General features: G+C 56.5%; 21 protein-coding genes. 18 read left to right on the forward strand and 3 right to left on the reverse strand.

Features of this window, described 5'->3' with window-relative positions:
• Positions 1 to 303: 303 nt before the first annotated feature.
• The 10 genes from EL361_RS06575 to proC all read left to right on the forward strand — a co-directional run bounded on the left by EL361_RS06575 (position 304) and on the right by proC (position 10,009).
• Positions 304 to 1,164: a 50S ribosomal protein L11 methyltransferase gene (locus EL361_RS06575; RefSeq protein WP_126377805.1), complete on the forward strand. Its 861-nt coding sequence runs from the start codon at positions 304 to 306 to the stop codon at positions 1,162 to 1,164.
• Between the two features lie 131 nt (positions 1,165 to 1,295).
• On the forward strand, positions 1,296 to 1,946 hold the full coding sequence (locus EL361_RS06580) for an endonuclease III domain-containing protein (protein ID WP_126377807.1): 651 nt from the start codon (positions 1,296 to 1,298) through the stop codon (positions 1,944 to 1,946).
• Positions 1,946 to 3,100, forward strand: a complete 1,155-nt coding sequence (locus EL361_RS06585) for a murein hydrolase activator EnvC family protein (protein ID WP_172961654.1) — start codon at positions 1,946 to 1,948, stop codon at positions 3,098 to 3,100. Before EL361_RS06580 ends, EL361_RS06585 begins: the two co-directional genes overlap by 1 nt.
• Positions 3,101 to 3,181: 81 nt before the next feature.
• On the forward strand, positions 3,182 to 4,468 hold the full coding sequence (locus EL361_RS06590; protein WP_126377812.1) for a S41 family peptidase: 1,287 nt from the start codon (positions 3,182 to 3,184) through the stop codon (positions 4,466 to 4,468).
• Between the two features lie 15 nt (positions 4,469 to 4,483).
• A complete protein-coding gene (locus tag EL361_RS06595; protein WP_126377814.1) occupies positions 4,484 to 5,821 on the forward strand; it encodes a divergent polysaccharide deacetylase family protein in 1,338 nt (445 codons plus the stop codon).
• A gap of 13 nt (positions 5,822 to 5,834) precedes the next feature.
• On the forward strand, positions 5,835 to 6,800 hold the full coding sequence (locus EL361_RS06600) for an ABC transporter substrate-binding protein (RefSeq protein WP_126377816.1): 966 nt from the start codon (positions 5,835 to 5,837) through the stop codon (positions 6,798 to 6,800).
• A gap of 83 nt (positions 6,801 to 6,883) precedes the next feature.
• Complete coding sequence (locus EL361_RS06605; RefSeq protein ID WP_126377818.1) at positions 6,884 to 7,771, forward strand: ABC transporter permease; 888 nt, start codon at positions 6,884 to 6,886, stop codon at positions 7,769 to 7,771.
• A complete protein-coding gene (locus EL361_RS06610; protein ID WP_126377820.1) occupies positions 7,765 to 8,559 on the forward strand; it encodes an ABC transporter ATP-binding protein in 795 nt (264 codons plus the stop codon). The genes EL361_RS06605 and EL361_RS06610 overlap by 7 nt, the downstream gene beginning before the upstream one ends.
• 198 nt (positions 8,560 to 8,757) lie before the next feature.
• Entirely contained in the window at positions 8,758 to 9,180 is a 423-nt protein-coding gene (ndk, locus tag EL361_RS06615; RefSeq protein ID WP_126377822.1) for a nucleoside-diphosphate kinase, read from the forward strand.
• Between the two features lie 31 nt (positions 9,181 to 9,211).
• A complete protein-coding gene (gene proC, locus EL361_RS06620; RefSeq protein WP_126377824.1) occupies positions 9,212 to 10,009 on the forward strand; it encodes a pyrroline-5-carboxylate reductase in 798 nt (265 codons plus the stop codon).
• 246 nt (positions 10,010 to 10,255) lie between these two features.
• On the opposite strand, the gene EL361_RS06625 is transcribed toward proC, so the two are convergent.
• Positions 10,256 to 12,427, reverse strand: coding sequence for a RelA/SpoT family protein (locus tag EL361_RS06625; RefSeq protein ID WP_126377826.1), 2,172 nt, complete (start codon positions 12,425 to 12,427; stop codon positions 10,256 to 10,258).
• 13 nt (positions 12,428 to 12,440) lie between these two features.
• Positions 12,441 to 14,114 carry a peptide-binding protein gene (locus EL361_RS06630; protein ID WP_126377828.1) on the reverse strand — a complete coding sequence of 558 codons (1,674 nt, stop codon included), beginning with the start codon at positions 14,112 to 14,114 and terminating at the stop codon, positions 12,441 to 12,443.
• 230 nt (positions 14,115 to 14,344) lie between these two features.
• Here EL361_RS06630 and EL361_RS06635 point away from each other — a divergent pair, with 230 nt between their 5' ends.
• The 7 genes from EL361_RS06635 to EL361_RS06665 all read left to right on the forward strand — a co-directional run bounded on the left by EL361_RS06635 (position 14,345) and on the right by EL361_RS06665 (position 23,180).
• A complete protein-coding gene (locus EL361_RS06635; RefSeq protein ID WP_126377830.1) occupies positions 14,345 to 17,551 on the forward strand; it encodes a DEAD/DEAH box helicase in 3,207 nt (1,068 codons plus the stop codon).
• A 340-nt stretch (positions 17,552 to 17,891) separates the two neighbouring features.
• A complete protein-coding gene (locus tag EL361_RS06640) occupies positions 17,892 to 19,631 on the forward strand; it encodes a putative sulfate exporter family transporter (RefSeq protein ID WP_126377832.1) in 1,740 nt (579 codons plus the stop codon).
• A 64-nt stretch (positions 19,632 to 19,695) separates the two neighbouring features.
• Complete coding sequence (locus tag EL361_RS06645) at positions 19,696 to 19,944, forward strand: hypothetical protein (RefSeq protein ID WP_126377834.1); 249 nt, start codon at positions 19,696 to 19,698, stop codon at positions 19,942 to 19,944.
• A 256-nt stretch (positions 19,945 to 20,200) separates the two neighbouring features.
• Entirely contained in the window at positions 20,201 to 20,737 is a 537-nt protein-coding gene (locus EL361_RS06650; RefSeq protein ID WP_126377836.1) for an anthranilate synthase component II, read from the forward strand.
• The gene (locus EL361_RS06655; RefSeq protein WP_126377838.1) at positions 20,709 to 21,977 is read left to right on the forward strand and encodes a chorismate-binding protein; all 1,269 of its coding nucleotides are present in this window, start codon (positions 20,709 to 20,711) and stop codon (positions 21,975 to 21,977) included. Before EL361_RS06650 ends, EL361_RS06655 begins: the two co-directional genes overlap by 29 nt.
• Positions 21,974 to 22,759, forward strand: coding sequence for an aminotransferase class IV (locus EL361_RS06660; RefSeq protein WP_126377840.1), 786 nt, complete (start codon positions 21,974 to 21,976; stop codon positions 22,757 to 22,759). The genes EL361_RS06655 and EL361_RS06660 overlap by 4 nt, the downstream gene beginning before the upstream one ends.
• 28 nt (positions 22,760 to 22,787) lie before the next feature.
• Positions 22,788 to 23,180, forward strand: coding sequence for a DUF2721 domain-containing protein (locus tag EL361_RS06665; protein ID WP_126377842.1), 393 nt, complete (start codon positions 22,788 to 22,790; stop codon positions 23,178 to 23,180).
• 77 nt (positions 23,181 to 23,257) lie between these two features.
• Here EL361_RS06665 and EL361_RS06670 read toward each other — a convergent pair whose 3' ends face one another.
• Positions 23,258 to 23,578 carry a hypothetical protein gene (locus tag EL361_RS06670; RefSeq protein ID WP_338031066.1) on the reverse strand — a complete coding sequence of 107 codons (321 nt, stop codon included), beginning with the start codon at positions 23,576 to 23,578 and terminating at the stop codon, positions 23,258 to 23,260.
• A 178-nt stretch (positions 23,579 to 23,756) separates the two neighbouring features.
• On the opposite strand from EL361_RS06670, the gene EL361_RS06675 reads away from it, so the two are divergent.
• Complete coding sequence (locus EL361_RS06675) at positions 23,757 to 24,104, forward strand: hypothetical protein (protein WP_126377844.1); 348 nt, start codon at positions 23,757 to 23,759, stop codon at positions 24,102 to 24,104.
• The last annotated feature ends 112 nt before the right edge of the window (positions 24,105 to 24,216 follow it).

The following is a 24,216-nucleotide window of genomic DNA, read 5'->3' on the forward strand; positions in this document are numbered from 1 at the left end:
CCGTTTCATGGAACGGACTTACACAGACAGTAGACGTCATCCAACGGAAGGTCTTCACCCATGGTTGCTCTAGATGGCCAAAACGAGCACATTGAACCGATAAGCGAAATCACGCCCGCCGAGGTAGCAGAATTGCAAGAGGAAAGTTCCTCCGCAACCCCGCCTCAGGAGGCCGTTGAATCTCCACGCCTGTCTTATCCCGAGCAGTTGACCGGACGCGTAATGGATTTCATCGTCTGACGCCACCCCATGACACATCCTGGTCGACCCGATGCGACCTCACCCCATCATCAAAGGTTCCTCATGAAAGATCTCCTCCAAATCAAGGCGTCCTCGCCCCGGGCGCTCATAGACGACGTGACCCTGTATCTGACCGAAAACACACCGCACGGCTGGCAGGAAGACCGAACTCCCGACGGGAAGGTGCTCTTCACCATTTATCTGGAAGACACCACGACCGCCGAAGCAATCGTTCAGGGGCTGGCCGCCCAACTGCCAGAGGTCAGCGTTCAGCGAGACACAGTGGAGAATCAGGAGTGGGCACTGGCCTGGCGTGAGTTCTTCACCCCGGTCAATGCAGGAGAAGTTTTTACCGTGCTGCCTCCGTGGCTGGCTGATGAAGTTCCTGACGGGCGCATCCCCATTCTCATTGAGCCAAAAACCGCTTTTGGTACCGGACATCACGGCACCACAGCCCTGTGTCTGACCGCCCTGGCCAATCTTTCCAGTTCCGGCGTGGTCGGTAACAAGGGAACGTTCCTGGACCTGGGAACAGGCTCGGGCATCCTCGGTCTTGGTTGCTGCCTGCTGGGACTCTCCGGCATGGGACTCGACATCGATCCGCTAGCCATCGAAAATGCCGTTGAAAACAAAACGCTCAACAAGATCGGCGATGAATTCTCCCTGTCTGTGGGCAGCCTGGACACGCTGGACCTCGAACTCACCTTCGAACTGGTGCTGGCAAATATTCTGGCCGGGCCGCTCAAATCCATGGCCCCCGCTCTCGTGAAACGAGTTGCTCCGGGCGGTAGCCTCGTCCTTTCAGGAATCCTGAACGAACAGGCCGACAGCGTCATCGAGAAATACCAGGCTCAGGGACTGCCCGAACCACGTCGCGAATCCGCAGGCGAGTGGACGGCGCTGATCTGGGAGCGCCTCGGCTAGTGCCCCCCCAAAAAACACTTTGCCCCTGCACTTCACTGGTGCAGGGGTTTTTCTTTCTCACAACGCACAGGCCAAGCCCCTTCCATTCATGGCTATTGCCAGACCGCGCACCACGAACTACACTGCGCGCCATGAACCGCGAGACACTGTTAACTTCCATCTATCAGTCCATGCTAGACGCCCTAGGCGAAAGCCACTGGTGGCCTGCAGACACCCCCTTTGAGATGACCGTTGGCGCGATCCTGACTCAAAACACCAACTGGAAGAACGTAGAGCGGGCCATCGACAATCTGAAGGCAGCAGGTGCTCTCAATCCCGACACCATGGCAGCCCTGGCCCCGGATGAACTGGCCGAGCTGATTCGTCCTTCGGGCTATTTCCGCGTCAAGGCACAGCGTCTCCAAGGACTCATCGCTTTTCTGCACGATCAATGCGACGGGGATATATCCTTGCTGTCTAACCGCGATCTGGGCGAACTACGTCCGATGATCCTGTCCATCAAAGGTGTGGGGCCTGAAACTGCGGACAGCATCCTGCTCTACGCACTGAACCAGCCGAGCTTCGTGGTGGACGCCTACACCCGGCGCATCCTGTCCCGACACGGACTATTGCCCGAGGACACGCACTACGAAGAGGTCCGTGAATTCTTCATGGATGTCCTGCCCCCCGATCCCGCGATGTTCAACGAATATCACGCCCTCTTGGTCCGTGTTGCCAAAGAGTTCTGCCTCAAGAAGGCTCCGCAATGCGAGGGCTGCCCACTGCGGGAGTATCTGGACTAATGCGCGACATCCCATACATTTCCCTGCCCTCATTCATGCCTGTTGCGCCACCTCCGGCGCTCCAGCTGCTGATCCTGGCGGCCCTGCTGCTCTCAGCATCCCTCATACTGCCAGCCAACACCATGGCCTCGAACAAGGCCGCCATAGAAGACTCCCTGCGCACGGGAGAAGCACAGGCTCAGCAGAACAGGAAGGCATTGACCCGTCTGACCCAGGAAGAGCGATCGCTGCACGGTAATCTTGCAAAGGTGGAGGATTCCCTCGATGCATTGCGCCGGGAGATTCGAACACAGGAACGCGCTCTGGACCGCATCGATAGCGAACTGGCTGGCGCACGGACAACCCATCAGCAGTTGGAAAACACGCAGCAGGCGTCGTGGCAGGAGCTTGGTAAACTGGTCCGTGCCCTCTGGCCATTACGTGTGGCCGCCCATCGCGGCCGGACCGAAGGCGGTGACTCCTGGGAAGAAGCCGATCGTAAATTTGCATGGGGAAGCGCCCTGTACGCCGATGCTCGCCGTACACTGAAGGATATCGAGAGCCGTAGCGAATTGATTCGAACCAGCATTAAGCACCAGGAAGAACTCCGTGCCCAGGCTGAAAAACGGCTCGCCACCATCAATGGAGACAAGGACAATCTGCTGACGCACCGATTGGATTTTGTGCGAGGCATTCGCAAGGTAAGAGCCGAGCGCATCAATGCCGAACAGGCCTTGAACCAGGTTCTGGCAGCCGTGAAAGACATGGAATACCGCTTGAAGAACCTGAGTGCAGGTCAATTTTCTGATCTCAAGGGGTCACTTCCCAATCCCGTGCATGGAAAACCAGTAGGCGCGGCTCGCGGACGTACTGGCGCCGGGTTCAGCACTGCCGAGAATGCCCCCGTCACCGCCGTATATTGGGGAAAAGTCGTACATAACGATGTACTGCGGGGCTTTGGTCGGGTCGTGATCCTTTATCACGGTGACGACTACTACACCCTCTACGCCTTTCTGGGAGAAAGCCACGTTGCTATCGGACAGGAAATGGAGAAAGGCGAACCCCTCGGAACAGCCGGATACTACCCGGTAGCAAAGGGCCCCGGTTTGTATTTTGAGTTGCGATTGGGCCAAAAAGCTATTAATCCTGTTCTTTGGCTCGTAGGCCGTAGCTAACGCTACCTGCGCAGCAGACAGTTATTATAATACTCCGCAGCCCATGCGGATAATTTACACACGATCAACCCGGAGGCTTGCATGCGCCTTGCCACGTGGACGGGCACCTTTCTCGTCGTCGCCCTGCTGACTCTCTCCACCGGTCCTTCCATGGCCAATCAGGAAGACCCCTATGCCCCGCTCAAACGATTCAGCCAGGTACTCGACCTGGTAGAAACAAACTACGTGCGCGAAGTGCCCCGCGAGGATCTGATCAACGGAGCCATCCGTGGGATGCTCGAAGACCTTGATCCGCACTCCATGTTCATGGCCCCCGAGGATTTCCAGGAGATGCAGATCAGCACCTCCGGTGAATTCGGTGGCATCGGCATTGAAATTTCCATCCGCGACGGGCGCTTGACCGTTATCGCCCCCATCGAGGACACCCCAGCCGACAAAGCCGGCTTACAGGCCGGAGACTTGATTCTTGAAATTGATGGTGATTCCACTCAGGACATCACCTTGATCGAAGCCGTCAAGAAAATTCGTGGCCCCAAAGGCTCCGAGGTCAATCTGACCATCCTGCACAAGGGTGAGGGCAAGCCCCTGACCGTGCCCATTGAACGCGCCACCATCCCCATCCTCGGCGCCAAGAGTGAAGTGTTGGAAAGCGGATACCTGTACCTGCGCCTGACTCGCTTCAACGAAAACACCACCCGCGAAATGCGCGCCGCCATCAAGAAGACAAAGAAAAAGGGTGAGCTTAAAGGCATCATCCTCGATATGCGCAACAACCCCGGCGGACTGCTTGAACAGGCCGTCTCCGTTGCGGACACGTTCCTTTCCAAGGGCAACATCGTCTACATCCAGGGCCGCGAAAAGGATAACCGCAAGGACTTCGACGCCCGCCCGTCCTCCGGCGATGTGGACGTGCCCATGGTGGTTCTGATCAACGCAGGCAGCGCCTCGGCATCCGAAATCGTAGCCGGTGCCCTGCAGGACCACAACCGCGCTCTGCTCGTGGGTGAACGCACCTTCGGCAAAGCCACTGTTCAGACCGTCATCCCCCTGTCCGATGGTTCCGGAATCAAACTGACCACAGCCTTGTACTATACCCCCAGTGGCCGTTCCATTCAGGCCGAGGGCATTGCTCCTGATCTGGTCTATCCCTTCGAAGCCCCTAGCGAGAAGGAAGAACGTGGCAAGGTCATGCGCGAACGCGACCTGTCTGGTCACATTGAGACCAACAATGGCGCCAAGGGCAAGGACAAGCAGACAATCACCGACAAAGCCAAGGAAATGCTGGAGCGGGACAACCAGCTGCGTATGGCCCTGCAACTGGTGAAAAAGCTGCCCAGCCTCTCTTTGATCAAGAGCGGCGGGAACTAACGCCCGGGTATCACCATGAACGAGGACAACGGCGGTAAACTGCCCTTGCTCCCTGACGAGCCACCTCCGGCCGATCCCCCTTCCGAGGGAGAAGACAAAGCCACCCGACGCCGGGCATGGCTTTGGGGAGGTGTGGCGCTGGGAGTTGTATTGGCAATCATCCTGGCGGGAATGTTCCTGCGTGATGCTCCTGGCCCCGAGCAGGCAAACGGCATCCGCATGGCCGCAGACCCACCTCCGGTACGCCAGCCACATCCTATGGCTCCCGTACAGCCCCCAGCAGCACCCGAAGCAGCCCCAACGCCGAACCAAACCAATGGGAACGGTGGAGGCTATCGGGGCTTTGAGGAGACCTTGGGTGTCCCGCTGGAACGGATGGTCAGGCAGGTGGACTATGCCCTGGTGGAGACTCTGCTGTTTACCGGGTACAGCCCGCAGGCCATGTCCATCAGTGAGGTGCGCCTGGAGCGTTACCACGACGAGCAGTATCATTTTCAGGCTTTGTCCATCGAACTCGAAGGGGGCACGGACAGGTTCCTGAGTGCACTGACCACCGCTCTCGGCAAATGGGCACCGGAAGCCAGCCTCATTCGCATCGGTGACGCCTGGCAGGTAACTGTGGTAGGTCAAGCCACACACCTATTGAAGTTTCATGTGGTTGCGCCTGAACTAGAAGCCCCCGAGGGTGGCCGACTATCCGTGGTCATCGACGACCTTGGGCGTAGCGTACGTTTTGCCAACCACTTGGCAGAACTGCCTTTTCCGGTGACATTTTCGGTGCTGCCCTATGAGCCGCATTCAGCCGAGGTGGCACAGGTCGCGGCCAGAGACAGGATTGAACTGTTGCTGCACCTGCCCATGGAGCCCAAGGCCTATCCCGAGGTAAACCCGGGCCAAGGCGCATTGTTCACCACCATGGGGCCTGACGAAATTCGACAGGTGCTGACGACAAATCTGGAGCGTGTCCCCGGGGCAGCGGGTGTGAACAACCACATGGGTTCCAAATTCACCCAAACCAGCAAAGCCATGGCCGTTGTCATGCAAACGCTCAAGGGACGAAACATGTTTTTTCTGGATAGCCTGACGGCTCCGCGCAGTGTTGGTGCGCGCGAAGGTCTGGCCGCGGGACTATCCGTTTACAAACGCAATGTCTTCCTGGACAACATACGGGATACAAACGCCATCCTTCGCCAACTGGAGAAGGCAGAGCGTATCGCTGCCACAACCGGGCAGGCAGTGGCCATCGGGCACCCCTACCCGGAAACACTGGCGGCACTGAAGACATGGGGGGAACGGCAGAACCGAACTGTACGGGTCGTGCCGGTCCGGGAACTCAAACCTCTTCAACCATAAGACGGAGTCCGCAATGAAACGTTTGTCGATCCTTATTGCAGTCCTGCTCATGAGCCTCATGTGCACAGCGGCATGGGCCAAGACCTACACCATTTCAGTCAACCAGTTCGTCGAGCACCCGGCCTTGGACGCCGTACTCAAGGGTCTTCAGGATTCCCTGAAAGAGCAGGGCCTGGAGGTGAAGTACAACGTGCATATCGCCCAGGCCAACATGGCCACTGCCAACCAGATTGCCCAGTCCATTGCCGGTGAAAATCCCGACATGGTCGTGGCCATTGCCACTCCCTGCGCCCAAGCCTGTGCGCAGATCGTGAAGAAAGCCCCGCATATGGCCAAGGTGCCGCTGCTGTTCTCCGCCGTGACCGACCCCAAGGGTGCCGGTCTGGTCAAGGATCTCAACCACCCCGGCGGCAATATCACCGGTGTGTCTGACATGACCCCCGTGGACAAGCATCTGGCCATGATCATGGAGACCGTCCCCGGCCTGAAGAGCCTGGGTGTGGTTTACAATTCCGGTGAAGCCAACTCCAAGACCCTGGTCAACATGCTGCGCGAGGCCTGTAAGGCAAAGGGCGTTTCCCTCGAAGAAACCACTGCCTCCAAGACATCCGACGTTTACCAGGCCACCAAGAGCCTTGTGGGTCGCACCCAGGCCGTCTACGTGCCCACTGACAACACAGTGGTCTCCGCCCTGGAATCCATGGTCAAGGTCTGTGAGCAGAATCATCTGCCCCTGTTTGCTGCGGATGTGGATTCCGTGCCGCGCGGAGCCGTTGCTGCCCTCGGATTTGACTACTACCTGCACGGCAAGCAGACCGGCGCCATGGCTGGTCGCATCTTCGGCGGCGCTTCTGCTGCAACCACCCCCGTGGAGTTCCAGGAAGGCATGAGCCTGCACCTGAACCTGAAGGCCGCCAAGGCCCAGGGGCTGGTCATTCCCGAGGCCGTGATGGCCAAGGCTGACAAGATCGTCGAGTAGCCCAAACTTGCACTCCCTGAGTATTCAAGGTAAGGGCGCGTTCAACCGCGCCCTTCACCTTTTAGAGGAAATCATACATCGCAATGAGCCTATTCGCACTGCTAGGAGCCCTGGAACAAGGGCTCGTCTACGGAATCATGGTCCTGGGGGTCTATCTGACCTTCCGTATTCTGGACTTCCCGGACCTCACAGTTGACGGCAGCCTGCCTCTTGGTGCCGCTGTCTCTGCCGTATGCATTACCAATGGAATGCACCCTGTGGCCTCGCTGGGAATGGCCATGGGAGCCGGTTTTCTGGCAGGAGCCATGACCGGCATCCTGAACACCAAGCTGAAAATCCTGCACCTTCTGGCCTCCATCCTGACCATGACCGCGCTGTATTCGATCAACATTCGCGTCATGAGTGGTCCCAACGTTTCCCTCCTCGGCGTGGACACGGTCATCGACCCACTGATCAATGCCGGTTTACCCGGATACTGGGCTTCGCCCGTGCTGTTCGGTGGCTTTGTGATTGCCGTGGTCATGGGGCTGATCTGGTTCCTGTACACGGAGATCGGGCAGACCATGCTCGCCACGGGTGACAATCTGCAGATGATCACCAGCCAGGGTGTGGACACCCACAAGGTCATCATCTTCGGCGTGGGCCTGTCCAACGCGCTGGTGGCTCTGTCGGGCGCGCTCATCGCGCAAAATCAAGGTGCAGCAGATGTAAACATGGGTGTGGGCACCATCGTGGCCGGACTGGCGTCCGTCATCGTCGGCGAAACCGTTTTTGGTGCGGGCTCCGTGCCCCGCGCCATCGTCGCCGCCATCGTGGGTTCGGTCATCTATCGCATCGCCATCGCCCTGGCGCTGGGGCTGAAAATCGGCTCCTTTGCCTTTACTCCCAGCGACCTGAATATGATCACCGCCTTGCTCGTGGTCGCCGCCCTGACCGGACCCAAGCTCAAAGCGAGGCTGAAGCGATGCTAGAACTCAAAGATATCACCCTCTATTTTCACAAGGGCAGCATCAATGAAGTGCGCGCTCTGAATAACGTCTCCCTGACCATCAACGAGGGCGACTTCATTACCGTCATCGGCTCCAACGGCGCGGGCAAATCCACGCTGCTGAACACCCTGGCGGGGACCCACATGCCCCAGAAAGGAACCATGAGCCTGAAGGGTGAAATCATCACCACCTGGCCGGAATACAAACGTGCCCGCCACATGGGCCGCGTTTTTCAGGATCCGCTCAAGGGCACCTGCTCCACCCTGTCCATCGAGCAGAACATGGCCCTGGCAAGACGCCGGGGGAAAATTCGTGGTCTGTCACGGGGCGTGACGGGTGAAGACCGTAAAATCTTCGCCAAGGAAGTCAAAAAGATTGGCCTGGGCCTGGAAACAAGACTGGCAGACAGCATCGGGCTGCTCTCCGGCGGCCAGCGTCAGGCCCTGACCCTGCTCATGGCGACCATGGTCCGTCCGGACATCCTGCTTCTGGACGAACACACTGCGGCCTTGGACCCCAAGACCGCCAACCAGACCCTGCTCCTGACCGAGCATCTGGTGACGTCCCAGAATCTGACCACGCTCATGGTCACACACAACATGAATCAGGCCATCAAACTGGGTAACCGTTTGATCATGCTCCACCAAGGCGAAATCATTCTGGATATCTCCGGCGAGAAAAAGCAGGCGCTGTCTGTAAACGATCTGTTGGCCCAGTTCTACGCCGTGAAGGGTGAGGAATTCAGCTCTGACAAGATGCTACTGACCTAGAGACCACTTGTGGAGCATGAGGGGTGTCAGCCTTCATGCTCCATGGTTGATCATACTTCCCGCCACGCCCGGATCATCGCGTAAGGAATGGGCATGGCGGACGGAAAACGATGTGCGACGGGGCAGCGTAAGGCCTCGACGCGCAACACTCTGATTGAAATGGAGTTTCACCAGTAAGTCGTGTAAATGGAGGTTGAAATGGCTATTGAACGTACTTTTTCCATCATCAAACCCAATGCGGTTGCCAAGAACGTCATCGGCAGCATCTTCAAAATCATCGAAGAAAGCGGCCTGAAGATTGTAGCAACCAAGAAGATCCAGATGACCAAAGCCCAGGCAGAAGGTTTTTACGCTGTTCACAGCGAACGCCCCTTCTTCGGCACCTTGTGTGATTTCATGTGCTCCGGCCCCTGCGTGGTCAGCGTGCTTGAAGGCGAAAACGCCATCGCCAAGTACCGCGAGATCATGGGCGCCACCAACCCGGCCGACGCCGCCGAGGGCACCATCCGCAAGCTGTACGCCGACGACATCGAGGCCAATGCAGTCCACGGTTCCGACGCCCCTGAGACCGCCGCCGTGGAGATCAGCTACTTCTTCAACGCCCTGGAATTGGTCGGCTAATCCCAACCATCCTGTTAATGGGGACAAGAACATGACCACTGTAGGTTTCATCGGCACCGGCAACATGGGAGCGGCCATCATCAAAGGCCTGTCCACCCGTGACGACTTGAAGCTGCTCGGCTTCGACCTGAATCAGGACAGCCTTGCAGCTCTGGCTGAATATGGCCTGGAGGCCACCACTTCCACCCTGGAATTGGCTCGCCGCTCGGATTTCATCCTGCTGGCGATCAAGCCACACCAGGTTGCTGCTGTCCTCTCCGAAATCGAAGAGGAACTGGGCAAGGACAAATGCGTGCTCTCCATCGCAGCGGGATTGACGACTGACAGCCTGCGCGAATGCTGCGGCGACCAGTGTGCCATCGTGCGCATCATGCCCAACACTCCGGCCATGGTCGGGGCGGGTGTGTTCGCCATCTGCCTGGAAGACCAACGACTGGACGCCGAACGTGCAGCCTTGGTCAAGGAGATGTTCTCCGGCCTGGGACAGGTCCACATCCTGCCCGAAAAGCAGTTCGATGCCTTTACCGGCCTTGTGGGTTCCGGTCCGGCCTACGTGTTCTACTTCATGGAAGCCATGATCGAAGCTGGTGTGACCATGGGCCTGACCCGCGTTCAGGCCACGCAGATGACCGAGGGTTTATTCGCTGGCTCCGCCAAGCTGGCCGAAGAAAGCGAACACCACATCTCGGTACTGCGCGAAATGGTTTGTTCCCCCGGGGGCACCACCATTGCGGCGCTCAATGTCTTTGATGAATACGCTGTGCGCAGCGCAATCCTGCAAGGCACTCTGCGTTCCGCAGAGCGCTCCAAGGAGCTTGGCGGCAACTAAACGTCCCCGAAAAAGCAAGCATCTAACAAGCCCCGGCCTGCGTCAGCAAGCCGGGGCTTTGAGTTTATATAATTGCCAAAACTTGAAAATAAACGGCTACATCAAAGCATGAGGCGTTTTGTTCAGAGTCGTGCGAGCGCAAGGCGCAAGGTATTCGCCGGACCGAGGGATATTCAGCATATCCGAGGATCGGCGAATACCGCAGGAACAAAGCGATCGTGCAACTATGGACGAAACGACAACTGATTATTCATCCTTCTTGGACGTCACGCGCGTAACCTCGATGACATTCTTGATGTCGGAGAGTCGTTTTACGGCCTGATAGAGGTGGTCGGAATCGCGGACATCCACCTTCATGATGATCTCCGAATTTCCATCCACATTGGACTGGAAAGAACCGGAATCGATATTGACCTCCAGCTTGTCCAGCGCCCCGGCGATGAGCATCAGCATGCCCTGCACATTCTTGCAGACCACTCGGATCTTGGCCGTATAAGTTCGGTCTTCCTGCTCGCCTTCCCAGGCAACGTTCAACAGACGCTCGGGCTCCATTGTCCCAACATTGGGACAATCCGTGGTGTGTACGGTGACCCCCCGACCCCGGCTGATATAACCAATAATGGCGTCACCGGGCACAGGGTTGCAGCACTGAGCAAAGCGCACCAGAACGTCGTCCACGCCCTTGATGCTGACCTTTTCCGTGGGCCGGGCTTCCTTTTCCTTCTCAGTTGATTTCTTGTGCCGACCACGAACCTCGGCGCGTTCGCTCTCCTCCAGCTTGGGCACCAGACGGTTCAGCACCTGGCGTGGAGTCAGCCGGGCGTAACCGATGGAAGCCAACAACTCATCGGTATCCTTGAAGGAGAAATGCCTGGAGATTTCATCGAAGTCGCCAGCCTTCAGGCCCTTGGCCACATTGATGCTCATGCGGCGACCTTCTTTCTCCAACATCTCCCGGCCCAGAACCATGGCTCTGGATCGTTCCTCGGTACGAATAAAATGATTGATGCGCGTGCGAGCCTTGGCGGTTTTGACGAACTTGAGCCAATCCCGGCTCGGGCTGCGCTTCTTGTCCGTAATGATCTCGATCATGTCGCCGTTCTTGAGCTTGCGCGACAGAGGCACCAATCGGCCGTTAACCCGCGCTCCGGCGCAGCGATCGCCAACCTCGGAGTGAATGAGATAGGCAAAGTCCACGGCAGTGGCCCCTTCGGGCAATTCACGCACATCACCGTTAGGCGTAAAGACGTAGACCTCATCCTTGAACAGGTCGAAGCGTAGAGATTTCATGAACTCGCCAGGGTCGGATTCCTCCTTCTGCCAGTCCATCATCTCCCGCAACCACGAGAACCGCTCCAGATCGCGCGACACGGTCTTGGAGCCCTTTTCCTTGTAGCTCCAGTGCGCAGCCACACCAAATTCGGCCAGCTTGTGCATCTCTTCGGTACGAATCTGGATCTCGATGCGTTCGCCATCCGGCCCCACCACCGTAGTGTGCAGAGACTGGTACATATTGGCCTTGGGCATCGAGATATAATCCTTGAAGCGGCCAGGCACGGGTTTGTAGTCTGCGTGCATCAACCCCAGCACGGAATAGCAGTCCTTGATGGACTCCACCACGATGCGGAAGGCGATCAGATCATGCACCTGATCCAGGGTCAGCCCCTGCTGTTCCATCTTGCGCCAAGTGGAGTAGACATGCTTCACCCGGCCCGAGACCTGAGCCGTGATCTTGTGCTTCTTGAGCTTCTTCTGGACCAGATCCTTGACCTTATCGATATACTCCTTGCCCTGCTCGGCATAATCCTTCAGCCCGTCGCCAATCTGATTGTAAACGTCGGGCCGCAAATACTTGAGAGAGATGTCTTCCAGCTCAATCTTGAGCAGGTGCAACCCCAGCCGGTTGGCAAGGGGCGCATAAATATCCATGGTTTCCTGGGCAATGAGTTTCTGCTTGTGAGACTTCTGGAAGTCCAGAGTGCGCATGTTGTGCATGCGGTCGCAGAGCTTCACGAGCAGGACGCGAATGTCCTCACTCATGGCCATGATCATCTTGCGCAGGTTTTCTGCCTGTCGAGCCTCCTTGGAGTCGAAGGACATCTGCATCTGGCTGATCTTGGTCACGCCATCCACGATGTCGGCAACGTCTTCACCGAACTGGGAGTCGATTTCCTCCACCTCGGCTTTGGTGTCCTCCACCGTATCGTGCAGTAGGCCTGCGGCGATGGTAGCCGCGTCCAGACGCATCTCGGCCAGCTTGTTGGCCACTTCCAAGGGGTGGGAGAGATAGGGTTCACCAGACAGACGCATCTGCCCCGCATGGGCAGCAGCAGAAAACACGTAGGCCTTCTGGATCAAGGCCCGATCCTCTGCGGGAAGATACGAGACCTTATCGAGTATTTCGTGAATACGAATCATGTTTATCAGGCCCCTACTGCTGCATTGCCGTGTTTTTCTGGAGGGCCTTGGGAATCCACCACTCCTCGAAATTATACGAAATGCCTGCCGGAGCTGGTTCGATGCCCTGGATACGGGCCGAGACCACGTTCAGAGACTTAGGCGAATACAGAAAACAGTAAGGCTGGTCCTGATGCAGAATTTCCTGGGCACGGTCATACAGCTTCTTGCGCTCTGCGCGATCAACCAGATGCCTGCCCTTCTCCAGCAACACGTCCAGCTCAGGATTCTTGTAGCCGATGAAATTCAAACCACCAGGCACCGCCTTGGAGGAGTGCCAGACATTATACAAATCAGGATCAATAATGGTGGTCCACCCCATGACAAGGGCATCGAAGTTGCCGGTATCGATGAACTCCTTCAGGAAGGCAGCCCACTCCACGGTACGGATCTTCACAGAGATACCCACATCCTTCAGATTGGACTGGACAATGGTCGCGATCTTGATGCGCTGTTCATTGCCCTGATTGGTCAGGATGGTGAAGGCAAAGGGGGAGCCATCCTTGTCCAGCACGCCGTCGCCATCGCTATCCGTCCATCCAGCCTCTGCAAGCATGGCCTTGGCCACGGCAACATCATAGGGATAAGGTTCAATCTTGTCGTTGACCCAATAGGTTCCAGGTTTGTAAGGGCCGGAGGTCACGCTCCCCTGCCCCAGCAGGACACCCTTGATAACATCCTCCCGGTTGACGGCATGAGCCAAAGCTCGACGAACCCGTGCATCCTGAAAGAGCGGCCGGTTCAGATTCCAGCCAAGATACGTGTAGGCAAACGCCTGATACGTGTACTTTCTAAAATCCTGTTCCCACTGAGGCCCCTTGGTCTGGAACAGGTACTGTTGCGGCGTCACCCCCATGATGTCCAGGTTGCGGGCCTTGAGCTCCAGAAACATGGTGGCCTGATCAGGAATGATGCGATAGACGACCTCGTCGAAATACGGACGCCCCTTGAAATAGTTCGGGTTGGCCTGCAATATCAGATGACTGCCGCCTTTCCATTCCTTGAGCATATATGGGCCATTGCCCACGGGCTGCCGACTGTATTTTGTCTCCAGAAGATTCTCGTTCTCCAGAATATGCTTGGGCAGGATTTCACCACCCCAGGTCGACAGGGCACGGGCATAAGGCTGCTCGTAGACAACCTCGAAGGTGTATCGACCTGTGACCTTGAACTCCTTGATCAATTTGTAGGATTCCGCATAAGCTGTGGGAGTCTTGGGATCCACCATCATCTTGTAGGTGTATTCCACATCCTCGGCAGTGGTTTCCACTCCGTCGGTCCACATGATTCCCGGATGCAGCTCGAAGGTCAGCCGACGCCCGCCATCCAGAACTTCAAATTTCTTTGCTGCCCACGGGACAAGCTCAAGATTTTTATTGTATTTAAGTAAAGAAACATACAACAACCCAGTGATCTCGCTGGAAGCCGAATCAGAGGCCAACCGAGGAATCAAATTCGAAGGTTCACCAATGCTTCCGGTGACATAGTTACCACCATAGTCAGGCGTCGAGGGAACTGATGAAGCAGGTGCTGATGATGTGGCGTCACCGCCGGAGCCAGCCTTGCCAGCATCAGTATCAGAGCCACAACCAGTCAGAGAAGCAACGAGAAAGAGAAGAGTCAGCCAGAGACATATTAATCGGCGCATGCATCATCCATTTTACAAAAGTATAATTTGCGTGATATAGGCCTTCGCCCTAGGAGTTCCCGGGCATTGCCGGGACTTACGATTATGAACCAGAGTTGGGAAAAAGCCAAGGGCCTTGCCAAGTCACATTTTTCTGCTACCATCAATAGATGGTCGAAAGTACGAGATTCCCTGACGGCTCTAACTCGTTGGCTGGATAGACAATCATTGCAAGTGAGGCACACCGCATCATGGACAGCCCGGACGAGAAGGTCGTAGAAAGCCTTCTCCAGGAATTTATCAACTTCACCGTCCCCGACTACATCGTGGAAGGGGCGAGAAATATCCTCTCTTCTGGCGGGGTTCAGAAGCTTTCGCTCAATAAGCGCGAAGGCTATTGGGACGTTGAAGGACAAATCCAAGGGGACGACTTCCAGTCGTACAGCCCCGAGCTGGGCCTGAACCTCGGTGAAGGCACCATCAATTTCTATTGCAATTGCCCGGACTCGTTCTCCGGCGTCTGCCGCCACGTGGCAGCCACTGCGCTGAAGCTGCACCAGACCTTCGAGGTCAAGGAAGACGGAACTCCCGGCCCCATCCGCTCCGACTGGCGACAGACCTTCCGCTCCTATTTCGCCACCGAGCCCGAACCCGAGGCTGGCAAGCACTATCTCCTTTTCCGCTTCTACCCGGAGCATGGCAGACTTCAGGTTGCCTTCTTCCGTGCACGCCAGAACAAATCGGGCCTGTCCACGGTGCAGAACGAAGTTACCCTGGAACAAATCATCGCCAATCCCGACTGGTGCGAGATGTCTCCCATGCTGCCCATGGTGGCCGAGCAGATCAGCCATTACCTCGATTATGCCGGACACAGGGTGGAAATCCCCTCGGGTCTGCATTCCTGGTTCTTCCGCACCATTCGAGACGAATATTACCTGTTCATGGGAGAAACCGAACAGCCCGTTCGCATTCAGTCCAAGACCATGCGCCTGCGGCTCTCTCCGGTGCTCACGGACGACGGACTTTCCTTTGAAGTTCTCTTGGGCCGCGAGGGCAAGGTGCCCTTCCCCATCGGAGGCGAAGAAGTCTTCTTCTACGGGCGTACCCCCATCTGGGTGTGCTGGAAACAGGCGTTCTATCCAGTACAGACGAGCCTGTCTCCGGAACTGATCATGGAGATGGCCGAGGCACCTCCCATCATCCCCCAGGATGCAATTTCCGAATTTTTGGACCGCGTATGGACAAAGCTCCCGGCCAGCGACCTGCACAACCAGGATCAATTCCTGGAGAAGATGAAACCCATCTTCGTGCCGGCGCAGTACAAGCCCAAGTTGTACCTGGATGAGGAAGGCAGCCTGCTGACCATGCGTATCTCCAACGTGTACGAAACCGAACACGGCGAAGCCGTGCTGACAGGCCCCAACCCGGACCTGCAGACCGGAAGCTACCAGTACAGCGGCAAGTCTTATCTGATCCTGCGTGCTCAGGATGAAGAGAGTGACCTGACCCAGCAACTGGTGGACATGAATTTTCAGCCTCGCAACAACGAGAACTGGTTCCTGGAGCCCGAAGAAGCCATCAATTTCCTGCTGGATTCCTACCCGAATCTGGTGGAGAAATATCGCATCTACGGTGAAAAGAACCTTGCTCGTTACAAGGTCCGCCTGACTACGCCCAACATTGTGGCCGAAGTGGAAACCGAAGAAGGCGAAAAGTGGTTCAACCTGGATCTGGCCGTGGATTACGACGGACAGCGGGTTCCCATCGACATCATCTGGGACGCCTGGACCAGCGGTAAACGCTATGTCCAATTGAAGGACGGCACTTACACCAGTCTGCCTGAATCCTGGCTCAAGAAGCTGGGGCACAAATTGAAGGCCATGGGCCTGGACCCCGACGAACCGCCCAAGACCGAATACAAGCAGTTCGAAGCTCCGGTGCTGGACAAGATTCTGGAAGATCTGCCTGATGTCACGGTGGACTCTTTCTGGGAGAATCTGCGCTCCAAGATTCACAGCTTTGAGGAGATCGAGACCCTGCCTCAGCCCAAGGGGCTGCAGGCCGAGCTTCGCCCATATCAGGCACAGGGCCTCTCTTTCATGTATTTCCTCAAGGAATACGGCTTCGGAGGCATCCTTGCTGACGAAATGGGCCTGGGTAAAACCATCCAGACCCTGTCCTTCATCCAGTATATGCGAGAACGAGGGCAGGAGGGGCCCAACCTCATCGTAATGCCCACCTCGGTGCTGCCCAACTGGGCGCGCGAGGCTGACAAGTTCGTTCCCGATCTGAAACAACTGACTATTTACGGCTCCAGGCGTGAAAATCTGTTCAAACAGATCGAGGGGGCGGACCTTGTTCTGACCACCTACGCCCTGATGCGACGCGATCTGGAAGAACTCCAGAAATACGAATTCAACTCCGTCATTCTGGACGAAGCCCAGAATATCAAGAACCCGAACACCATCACGGCACGTAGCGTTCGCCAATTGGACTCCAAGCTGCGCGTCTGTCTCTCGGGAACGCCCATTGAGAACAATCTGTTCGAGTTATGGAGCTTGTTCGAGTTCCTGATGCCCGGATTCCTGGGATCTCAGCATTCCTTCCAGCGTGGAATCGTCAAACCCATCAAGGATGGCGACGAGGAGACACTGGATTACCTGCGCTCACGCGTGAAGCCTTTCATCCTGCGCCGCACCAAGGCCGAAGTTGCCAAGGACCTGCCGCCCAAGATCGAAAACGTCCAGTACTGCGCTCTGGCCGAAGAGCAGATGGAACTTTACTCTGCGCTGGCCAAGAAGCTCAAGAATCAGGTCCTCAAGGACGTGGATGACAAGGGCATGGCCAAGAGCCAGATGTCCATTCTGGATGCGCTCTTGAAGCTCCGTCAGATCTGTTGCCACCCGCGCCTGTTGAAACTCGATATCCCGGGTGTCTCCACAAACCTGCCCTCGGGCAAGTTCGACGCCTTCAAGGATATGATCCAGGACATCATCGAGGAAGGACACAAGGTTCTGGTCTTCTCGCAGTTCGTGCCGATGCTGCACATCATCCGCTCCTGGCTGCAAATCAGTGACATTCCCTTCTCCTACCTGGACGGTGCATCCAAAGACCGCTTCGAACAGGTGGACAATTTCAACAACAACCCGGACATCCCGATCTTCCTGATTTCCCTGAAGGCGGGCGGCACGGGCCTCAACCTGACCAGCGCAGACTACGTCATCCACTACGATCCCTGGTGGAACCCGGCTGTGGAAAGTCAGGCCACTGACCGCACACACCGTATCGGTCAGACCCGTCAAGTCTTCTCCTACAAGATGATCTGCCAGAACACCGTGGAAGAGAAAATCCTGCAACTTCAGGACATGAAGCGCGGAGTGGCCGAGTCCATCATCCCAGGCAAGGACACCTGGAAATCACTCACGCGAGACGATCTGGAGATGCTCTTCGACGTCTAGCAGGACACTCGCACAAGTAGTCCCCAACAACGATTATTCCCAGCGGCCGATCATCATGATCGGCCGCTTCTTTTTGCTCATTCGAAGCTCATAAATGCCAACTCAAGTTAGCACCAATTGCATCCAAGGTGGCACCGCCACCCCAACACTCAGATAAAAATCTCAACAATTACAGATTAATATAAACTCAAATGCTTGGCACACCCCTTGCTCATGGAGCCGGGAGTTTCGCATTCGCATTTCGGATTCATTCAGGCATCCACTGAGATGATCCCAAACGCAGATGCAAAACAATGGCAGGAGCATTTGAACGAAATAGTTTCATGGAGGATCTTCAAAGATGTCTGAACAGAATACCGAAGTTGTGGTTGACGAGGGCAAAAGCTCCTGGTCCGACCTCTGGAAAACCGAGGACTACTGGGCCATCTGGCTGGGCTTTGCGCTACTCATCATCGGCGCCATAATCTATCTGCCCCGTACCCCCGAAAACATGGCCGAAAAATTCGAGAAGGCCAATGCAGTGATGCAGGCAGAGGCTGATCGCTCTCCCTTCAAGACTGTGGCCTACTACAAGGCTCAGGATTCCAAGGAAAAGATCAAGGCCAAAAGCATGCCTCACGGCAAAGCCATTACTGCTTTCATGGCAAAACCCAAGACCTGGGTCAGCAATCCTCTTGATTCCTTCATGCAGGACAAGGACGCTGCCGACGCCAAGAACGCCAAGGGCATGGCCAAGTACGAAGCCGCCAAGGCCAAGTCCGACGCCCTGAAACTCGAAGCTCTTGAAGCCGAGCAGATTGCAGCCGAAGCAAGCTTTGCCAATCAGGCCTTGAACGAAACCGCTCAAGATAAGATTTCGGCTTGGCGCACCCAGTACATGAAGGCCAAAAAAGCCAAGAAGAAGATTGGGAACAAGCCCTACAACCTGCTGACCAGCCTGCCGCTGCTCATGATCGGCATGGGCCTGTTGTTCTCCATCGGTATGGCATTTATGGGCAAGAGCCCCGCCGCCTTCATGAAAGGCTTCGTTTTCGTGTTTGCCATTGGCGTTCTGTCCTACATGATGAGCTACCAGGCCACCATGAAACATTACGGCATCGGCTACGCAGCCTGGGCCATCTTCTTCGGCATGCTCATCTCCAACACCGTCGGCACACCCAAATGGGTCAAGCCCGCCCTTGAAGTCGAATTCTTCATCAAGACCGGTCTGGTGCTGCTGGGCGCCGAAGTTCTGTTCAACAAGATCATCTCCATTGGCGTACCCGGAATCTTCGTGGCCTGGGTTGTCACTCCTGTCGTCCTGATCTCTACCTTCATCTTTGGTCAGAAGGTTCTTAAGATCAAATCCAAGACTCTGAACATGGTCATCTCGGCGGACATGTCCGTTTGCGGTACCTCCGCAGCCATCGCCACCGCTGCCGCCTGTAAGGCCAAGAAAGAAGAACTGACGGCCTCCATCGGCCTGTCCCTGGTCTTCACCTCGATCATGATGATCATCATGCCCATGATCATTAAAGCCACCGGCATGCCGTACATCCTGGGCGGCGCATGGCTGGGTGGCACCATCGACGCCACTGGCGCCGTTGCCGCTGCTGGCGCGTTCCTGTCCGAAAAGGCCATGTTCGTGGCTGCCACCATCAAAATGATCCAGAACGTACTCATCGGTGTGACCGCATTTGGTGTGGCCGTGTACTGGACCGCCAAGGTCGAAGCCAAGGCCGGCCAGTCCGTGGGCTGGATCGAAATCTGGCACCGCTTCCCCAAGTTCGTGCTGGGCTTCCTGACCGCCTCCGTTGTGGCTTCCGTGGTCTACGGTTCCATGGGTTCCGACGCTGGTTTCACCATGATCGACCAGGGTGTCATTCGCGGCTGGAGTAAAGTCTTCCGTGGCTGGTTCTTCTGCCTTTCCTTCGCAGCCATTGGTCTGGCCACCAACTTCCGTGAGTTGCGCAAGCACTTCCAGGGCGGCAGACCGCTGTTGCTGTACGTTTGCGGCCAGACCCTGAACCTGGTCCTGACTCTGGGCATGGCCTACGTCATGTTCTACCTGGTGTTCCCTGAAATCACTGCCAAGATCTAACCATGAATTCTTCCTGGCGGGGTCACGGCCCCGCCAGGATCATCCTTCAAGGAGATACAGCATCATGGAAAACCAAAGCGCCCTGACCCGCTGGTCGGCCCTGGTTCTTGGATTGGTTCTGGCATGGTTCGTGACCTTTGTCGCTGGTCCGGCCTTGACCCGGCAGTCTGCAGCCATCACTCATCTGGCCAACGTCATCGATGAAGGTAATATCGAAACCGGTGAATTCTATTACACCGATGTGGAAGCCTGCATCGTTGCCAACCTGAACACCCGCAGCACCATCGAGTATCCGCCCCACGGCGGACAGTAGCACTTATCGCCGGGGAGACGGACAAGCCACTGATATTCCGGTGGTCTGCCCATCTCCCCGGGGGTTCTACCCCCTCTCTCACTTCCGCTCTTTCTACTCCAAAGGGCAAGTCTCAATCTCATCTGTAGGGCGTCGTGTGCATCCCCCCCGTGCACGGCGCCCCTTTTCGTGCATTGACAGCACCGCTCGCGGGCTGCATGATCGTCCCCCATGTCGCCTACGCCCCCCTGGTGCGACGCACCTCCGAGATAACGCCGTGAACGCCATCCTCATCGACAACCACGACAGCTTCACCCACAACCTCGAGCATTTGCTGGCCGCACACCTGGGCCACGGCCCGGAAGTGGTCTGCTATGACGATCTGCCCCATCTGTCGCCAGTGGGCAGAGAGTTGATCATCATCTCCCCCGGTCCGGGAAGGCCTGCTGAGTATCCTGGTTATGGCCTCTGGATCGATTCCGGCATTCCGGTGCTAGGGATCTGCCTCGGCTTGCAGATCATCAATGAACATTTCGGAGGCCGAACCGACCGCCTGCAACACTGCGTGCACGGCAAGACCGAAGACATCAACTTTTTGGGGCAGACCCAAACCGTGGCTCGCTACCATTCACTCTACTGCTCAAATCTGGGCACAGGACTGGAAGTAATCGCTGCCAACACCAACGGCGTCCCCATGGCACTGGCACACCGGAACCGGCCGATCATGGGCTACCAGTTTCATCCCGAATCATTTTTGACTAAACAGGGCGGAGTCTTCATTGACCATGCGCTACAATCATTCGGTATCGCTTAGCGTGCAGGCCTTCACTGCGCTTGCCTACCGACTGGCGCAGGATGGACAGGCTGATCTGTTCCTGTCCGGCTCAGGCAGATCGGACGAGACGCGTTGTGTTATCGGCTTCATTCCCCGATCGGAACTGATCATCACGGATCGGACGACCCGCCAGGACATCAAGGACTACTGCTTCGGCACGCAGGAACCAACTCTGGGATTTATCTCATACACCTACGGCCTGAAGCTCCGTGGGGTAAAAACAACCAAGACAACGGACTTTCCGCTGGGACATCTGAAACAATACGGCGCCGTGCTGGAGCACGACCTATCCACAGGCAGAGGAGAAATTCATGGCCCGGACGAGAATGCCGCCCGCAAACTCGCAGCATTGGCAACAGCACAGCTTGACATGCCGCCCTTATTTGCCTCATCCCCAGCCAAACAAGTCCAGCAAAGCCTTACCCAAGAAGCCTACGAATCCGGAGTTCGCAAAACCCTTGAGGCCATCCGCGACGGCCACACCTATCAGCTCAACCTCTCGCTCAAATTTTCGCGCACGGCCAAAGACATGGATATGCCGGGACTGGCCATGGACTTCTGGCAGCGCCACCCGGCACCTTTCTATGCTTTTTTCAATAGCGGGACGCACACAATCCTCTCAACTTCTCCGGAGCGCTTCCTGCGCGTCACGGACGGTGAGGTCCTGTCTCAACCCATCAAGGGCACGTTGCACTTCAAGCAGTACACGCCGGAACTGGAGCACAAAGTCACCAGCTCAGCCAAGGAAAGTGCCGAATTATCCATGATCGTGGATCTTGTCCGCAACGATATCTCGCAAAACTGCGAATACGGTTCGGTCCGGGTCGAAGGGCACAAGTCCACTTTCATCGTGGATAATCTGGTACAGATGTACTCCAATGTGCATGGCCGCTTACGGGAGGATTCCACCGTGATCGACCTGCTGCTGGATGCCTTTCCCGGGGGCTCGATCACAGGGTGCCCCAAGCGGCGCAGCATGGAGCTCATCGAAACGCTGGAACCGCATACGCGCGATGTCTACTGCGGCAGCTTTGTCATCATCCGTGGCAAACGAGACATGGACTCGTCCATTGCCATCCGCACCTGCTGGCATGACAGTCGCACGGACACCTTCTCGTTCCATGCCGGCAGCGGCATTGTTGTGGACTCCGCCCCCCGGAAGGAGTACCGGGAGACAATGGCAAAAGCGCATAAATTCCTGGCCTTGGGGAAATCATGATCTTCTACCGGAACGGCGAATATCACAAAGACCGCATCGACCTCTCCGTGACAAGTCCTGCCCTGCGCTATGGATTCGGATTTTTCGAAACCCTGTATTGGGACGGCGGGCGTGTCTGCCGCCTTGAGGCTCACCAGAAACGAATATTCAGCAGCCTCAAGGCGTTCGATCTGGACTACGTCGATGAAAATTTTGCCACAATCATCCCCCAGGTAGCCCACGACAACGGCCTCTCAGGCCAGACCGCGCGCATCAACATCCAGTACCCCATCGATGACACCGGGCCAGCCCAGGCCATCGTCATGGCCGCACCCTATAGCCCGCCAGACAAACCGCTCCGTCTGGTCCTGACACCCAGGCCCTTTCATTCCTGGCTGGGACTCCACAAAAGCACCAGTCATCTGCCGTATTTTCTTGAGCACAAGAAAGCCCTGGCTGCAGGGATGAATGGAGCAGTCCTGGCCGCGCCCAGCGGACATGTACTGGAAGTCACACACGCGGCCCTGCTCTTCCAGGATGGGAATACATTGCTGACCCCAGCCCCACCCCTTCAAGGTGAACAAGCGCCAGGGATACTTCCCAGTACGGCCCTGGCCGCAGCGAGTGAAACGCTTGAAATCACCGCTCGGCCCGTCAGGGTGGATGAAATCGGCAATTTCAAGTGCGCCTGGGCCCTCAACTCGCTCATGGGAATGCAGCCCATTGCTGCCATCGGTCAGAACACATTCACGCTTGACGACGAGACAGCCAAGGCCATAACCACTGTCATCCACGGATCATAAGCCTCAAGCCACGAGAAAGAGAGATCACATGCAAATCACCGTCACGACACCCGCCTTGCTCTTCCCGGCCATATCCTTGTTCATGCTGGCTTTCACCAACCGCTTCCTGTCACTCGGGGCACGCATCCGCAGCCTGCATGACCAGTATCGGCAGGGTGGCGACGATTCGCTTCGCAAGCAGATTCGCAATTTACGCAAACGGGTCCACATGATCCGCAACATGCAGGGCTTGGGTGTTCTGTCCATGTGTTCCTGCGTGCTGTCCATGATCTGCCTGTTTGAAGACATGATTGTAACCGGCCAGGTGCTGTTCGCCCTGTCCCTGCTCTTCCTGCTGTCCTCTCTGTTCATCTCCTTCCTGGAAATCAGGATTTCCGTGCAGGCCTTGGACATCCTGCTGGAAGATCTGGAACAGGATTAACAAACAGAAAGCCCCGCACAATGATCATGTGCGGGGCCGGATTTTCTTACCAGCGAAAAACTATAAGCGTCCTCTGCCTACCGCTCCCCATCCCGATTACGCACATTCTCGCGCCATGGATTGAACCGGGCGCAACAACCTTCCCCCTGATACAGGGCCTTGCGATACTGCTCGCGCTTCTCGTCATCCCGCATCAACAGGCAGACGTACCTGCCCAGAGCCTCGTCCCAATAAAGATCGGGACAGGGCTGGCTGTAGCCATACAGATCATGAGAAACATTGCATTGGTCCGTCAGGCAACACCAACCACAGCCAATGCAGTCCGGGGCTTGTGACGGGGAAGGCGCCTGAGGATCAGAAGAATCGCTGGATTCTGAAGGGGGATTGAAATCGGTCAAGAGGGACTCCTGGCTAAAGTAACGTCGGAGCCCGACAACTGCCGACTACGCCTTTTGTTCCGTGTTGGACAGCTATATCTTCCCGACCATTTGACCTGAACCGATTCCAAGGACTAAAGTATAGGCAAAATAATAATCTTCAACCAGGCCATCAACCTTCCCAACGAGGAGGGGAGGCATGGAATCAATCGTCATTCTCCTGCTCGCCGCCGGGATGGGCCTTGTCTCCGTTGAAATGTTCGGACGGACTTGGCTTGGCTTTCTAGGGCTGATCGCCGCTGCCTTCCTGAAATCAAACGGAAGCATATCCTCAAGAACCTTTGCCGGACGCATGCACGAATCCCTCCTGCAACTGCTGTTATGCGGTGGGTTACTTCTGCTGGCATTCACAGTCTATGTCCGGCTGCTCGGCCTTGGTTTTTCCAAACCCGAGATGGTCTTCTATCTCATTGCCGCGGTCATCCGTCTGACAACCTTCATCCGCAGCCTGGAGCAGAGCATCGACGACATGTTCGAAACGGACTGAGAAAGCAAAACCAGACCTTGTATCAACAACTCGGTTTCGAACATTGCCAGACACAAACCTACCCATCCCCCAAAACCATCGTTGACATCACCCGTCCACTGCCCCACAAATG

This window comes from Desulfovibrio ferrophilus (genome assembly GCF_003966735.1).
GTDB classification, from domain to species: Bacteria; Desulfobacterota; Desulfovibrionia; order Desulfovibrionales; family Desulfovibrionaceae; genus Desulfovibrio_Q; species Desulfovibrio_Q ferrophilus.

What these genes read in the sequence shown, in the direction of transcription:
- EL361_RS06575 (WP_126377805.1), top strand. Translation starts at nt 304, where the DNA reads ATGAAAGATCTCCTCCAAATCAAGGCGTCCTCGCCCCGGGCGCTCATA.
- EL361_RS06580 (WP_126377807.1), top strand. Translation starts at nt 1,296, where the DNA reads ATGAACCGCGAGACACTGTTAACTTCCATCTATCAGTCCATGCTAGAC.
- EL361_RS06585 (WP_172961654.1), top strand. Translation starts at nt 1,946, where the DNA reads ATGCGCGACATCCCATACATTTCCCTGCCCTCATTCATGCCTGTTGCG.
- EL361_RS06590 (WP_126377812.1), top strand. Translation starts at nt 3,182, where the DNA reads ATGCGCCTTGCCACGTGGACGGGCACCTTTCTCGTCGTCGCCCTGCTG.
- EL361_RS06595 (WP_126377814.1), top strand. Translation starts at nt 4,484, where the DNA reads ATGAACGAGGACAACGGCGGTAAACTGCCCTTGCTCCCTGACGAGCCA.
- EL361_RS06600 (WP_126377816.1), top strand. Translation starts at nt 5,835, where the DNA reads ATGAAACGTTTGTCGATCCTTATTGCAGTCCTGCTCATGAGCCTCATG.
- EL361_RS06605 (WP_126377818.1), top strand. Translation starts at nt 6,884, where the DNA reads ATGAGCCTATTCGCACTGCTAGGAGCCCTGGAACAAGGGCTCGTCTAC.
- EL361_RS06610 (WP_126377820.1), top strand. Translation starts at nt 7,765, where the DNA reads ATGCTAGAACTCAAAGATATCACCCTCTATTTTCACAAGGGCAGCATC.
- ndk (WP_126377822.1), top strand. Translation starts at nt 8,758, where the DNA reads ATGGCTATTGAACGTACTTTTTCCATCATCAAACCCAATGCGGTTGCC.
- proC (WP_126377824.1), top strand. Translation starts at nt 9,212, where the DNA reads ATGACCACTGTAGGTTTCATCGGCACCGGCAACATGGGAGCGGCCATC.
- EL361_RS06625 (WP_126377826.1), bottom strand. Translation starts at nt 12,427, where the DNA reads ATGATTCGTATTCACGAAATACTCGATAAGGTCTCGTATCTTCCCGCA.
- EL361_RS06630 (WP_126377828.1), bottom strand. Translation starts at nt 14,114, where the DNA reads ATGCGCCGATTAATATGTCTCTGGCTGACTCTTCTCTTTCTCGTTGCT.
- EL361_RS06635 (WP_126377830.1), top strand. Translation starts at nt 14,345, where the DNA reads ATGGACAGCCCGGACGAGAAGGTCGTAGAAAGCCTTCTCCAGGAATTT.
- EL361_RS06640 (WP_126377832.1), top strand. Translation starts at nt 17,892, where the DNA reads ATGTCTGAACAGAATACCGAAGTTGTGGTTGACGAGGGCAAAAGCTCC.
- EL361_RS06645 (WP_126377834.1), top strand. Translation starts at nt 19,696, where the DNA reads ATGGAAAACCAAAGCGCCCTGACCCGCTGGTCGGCCCTGGTTCTTGGA.
- EL361_RS06655 (WP_126377838.1), top strand. Translation starts at nt 20,709, where the DNA reads ATGCGCTACAATCATTCGGTATCGCTTAGCGTGCAGGCCTTCACTGCG.
- EL361_RS06660 (WP_126377840.1), top strand. Translation starts at nt 21,974, where the DNA reads ATGATCTTCTACCGGAACGGCGAATATCACAAAGACCGCATCGACCTC.
- EL361_RS06665 (WP_126377842.1), top strand. Translation starts at nt 22,788, where the DNA reads ATGCAAATCACCGTCACGACACCCGCCTTGCTCTTCCCGGCCATATCC.
- EL361_RS06675 (WP_126377844.1), top strand. Translation starts at nt 23,757, where the DNA reads ATGGAATCAATCGTCATTCTCCTGCTCGCCGCCGGGATGGGCCTTGTC.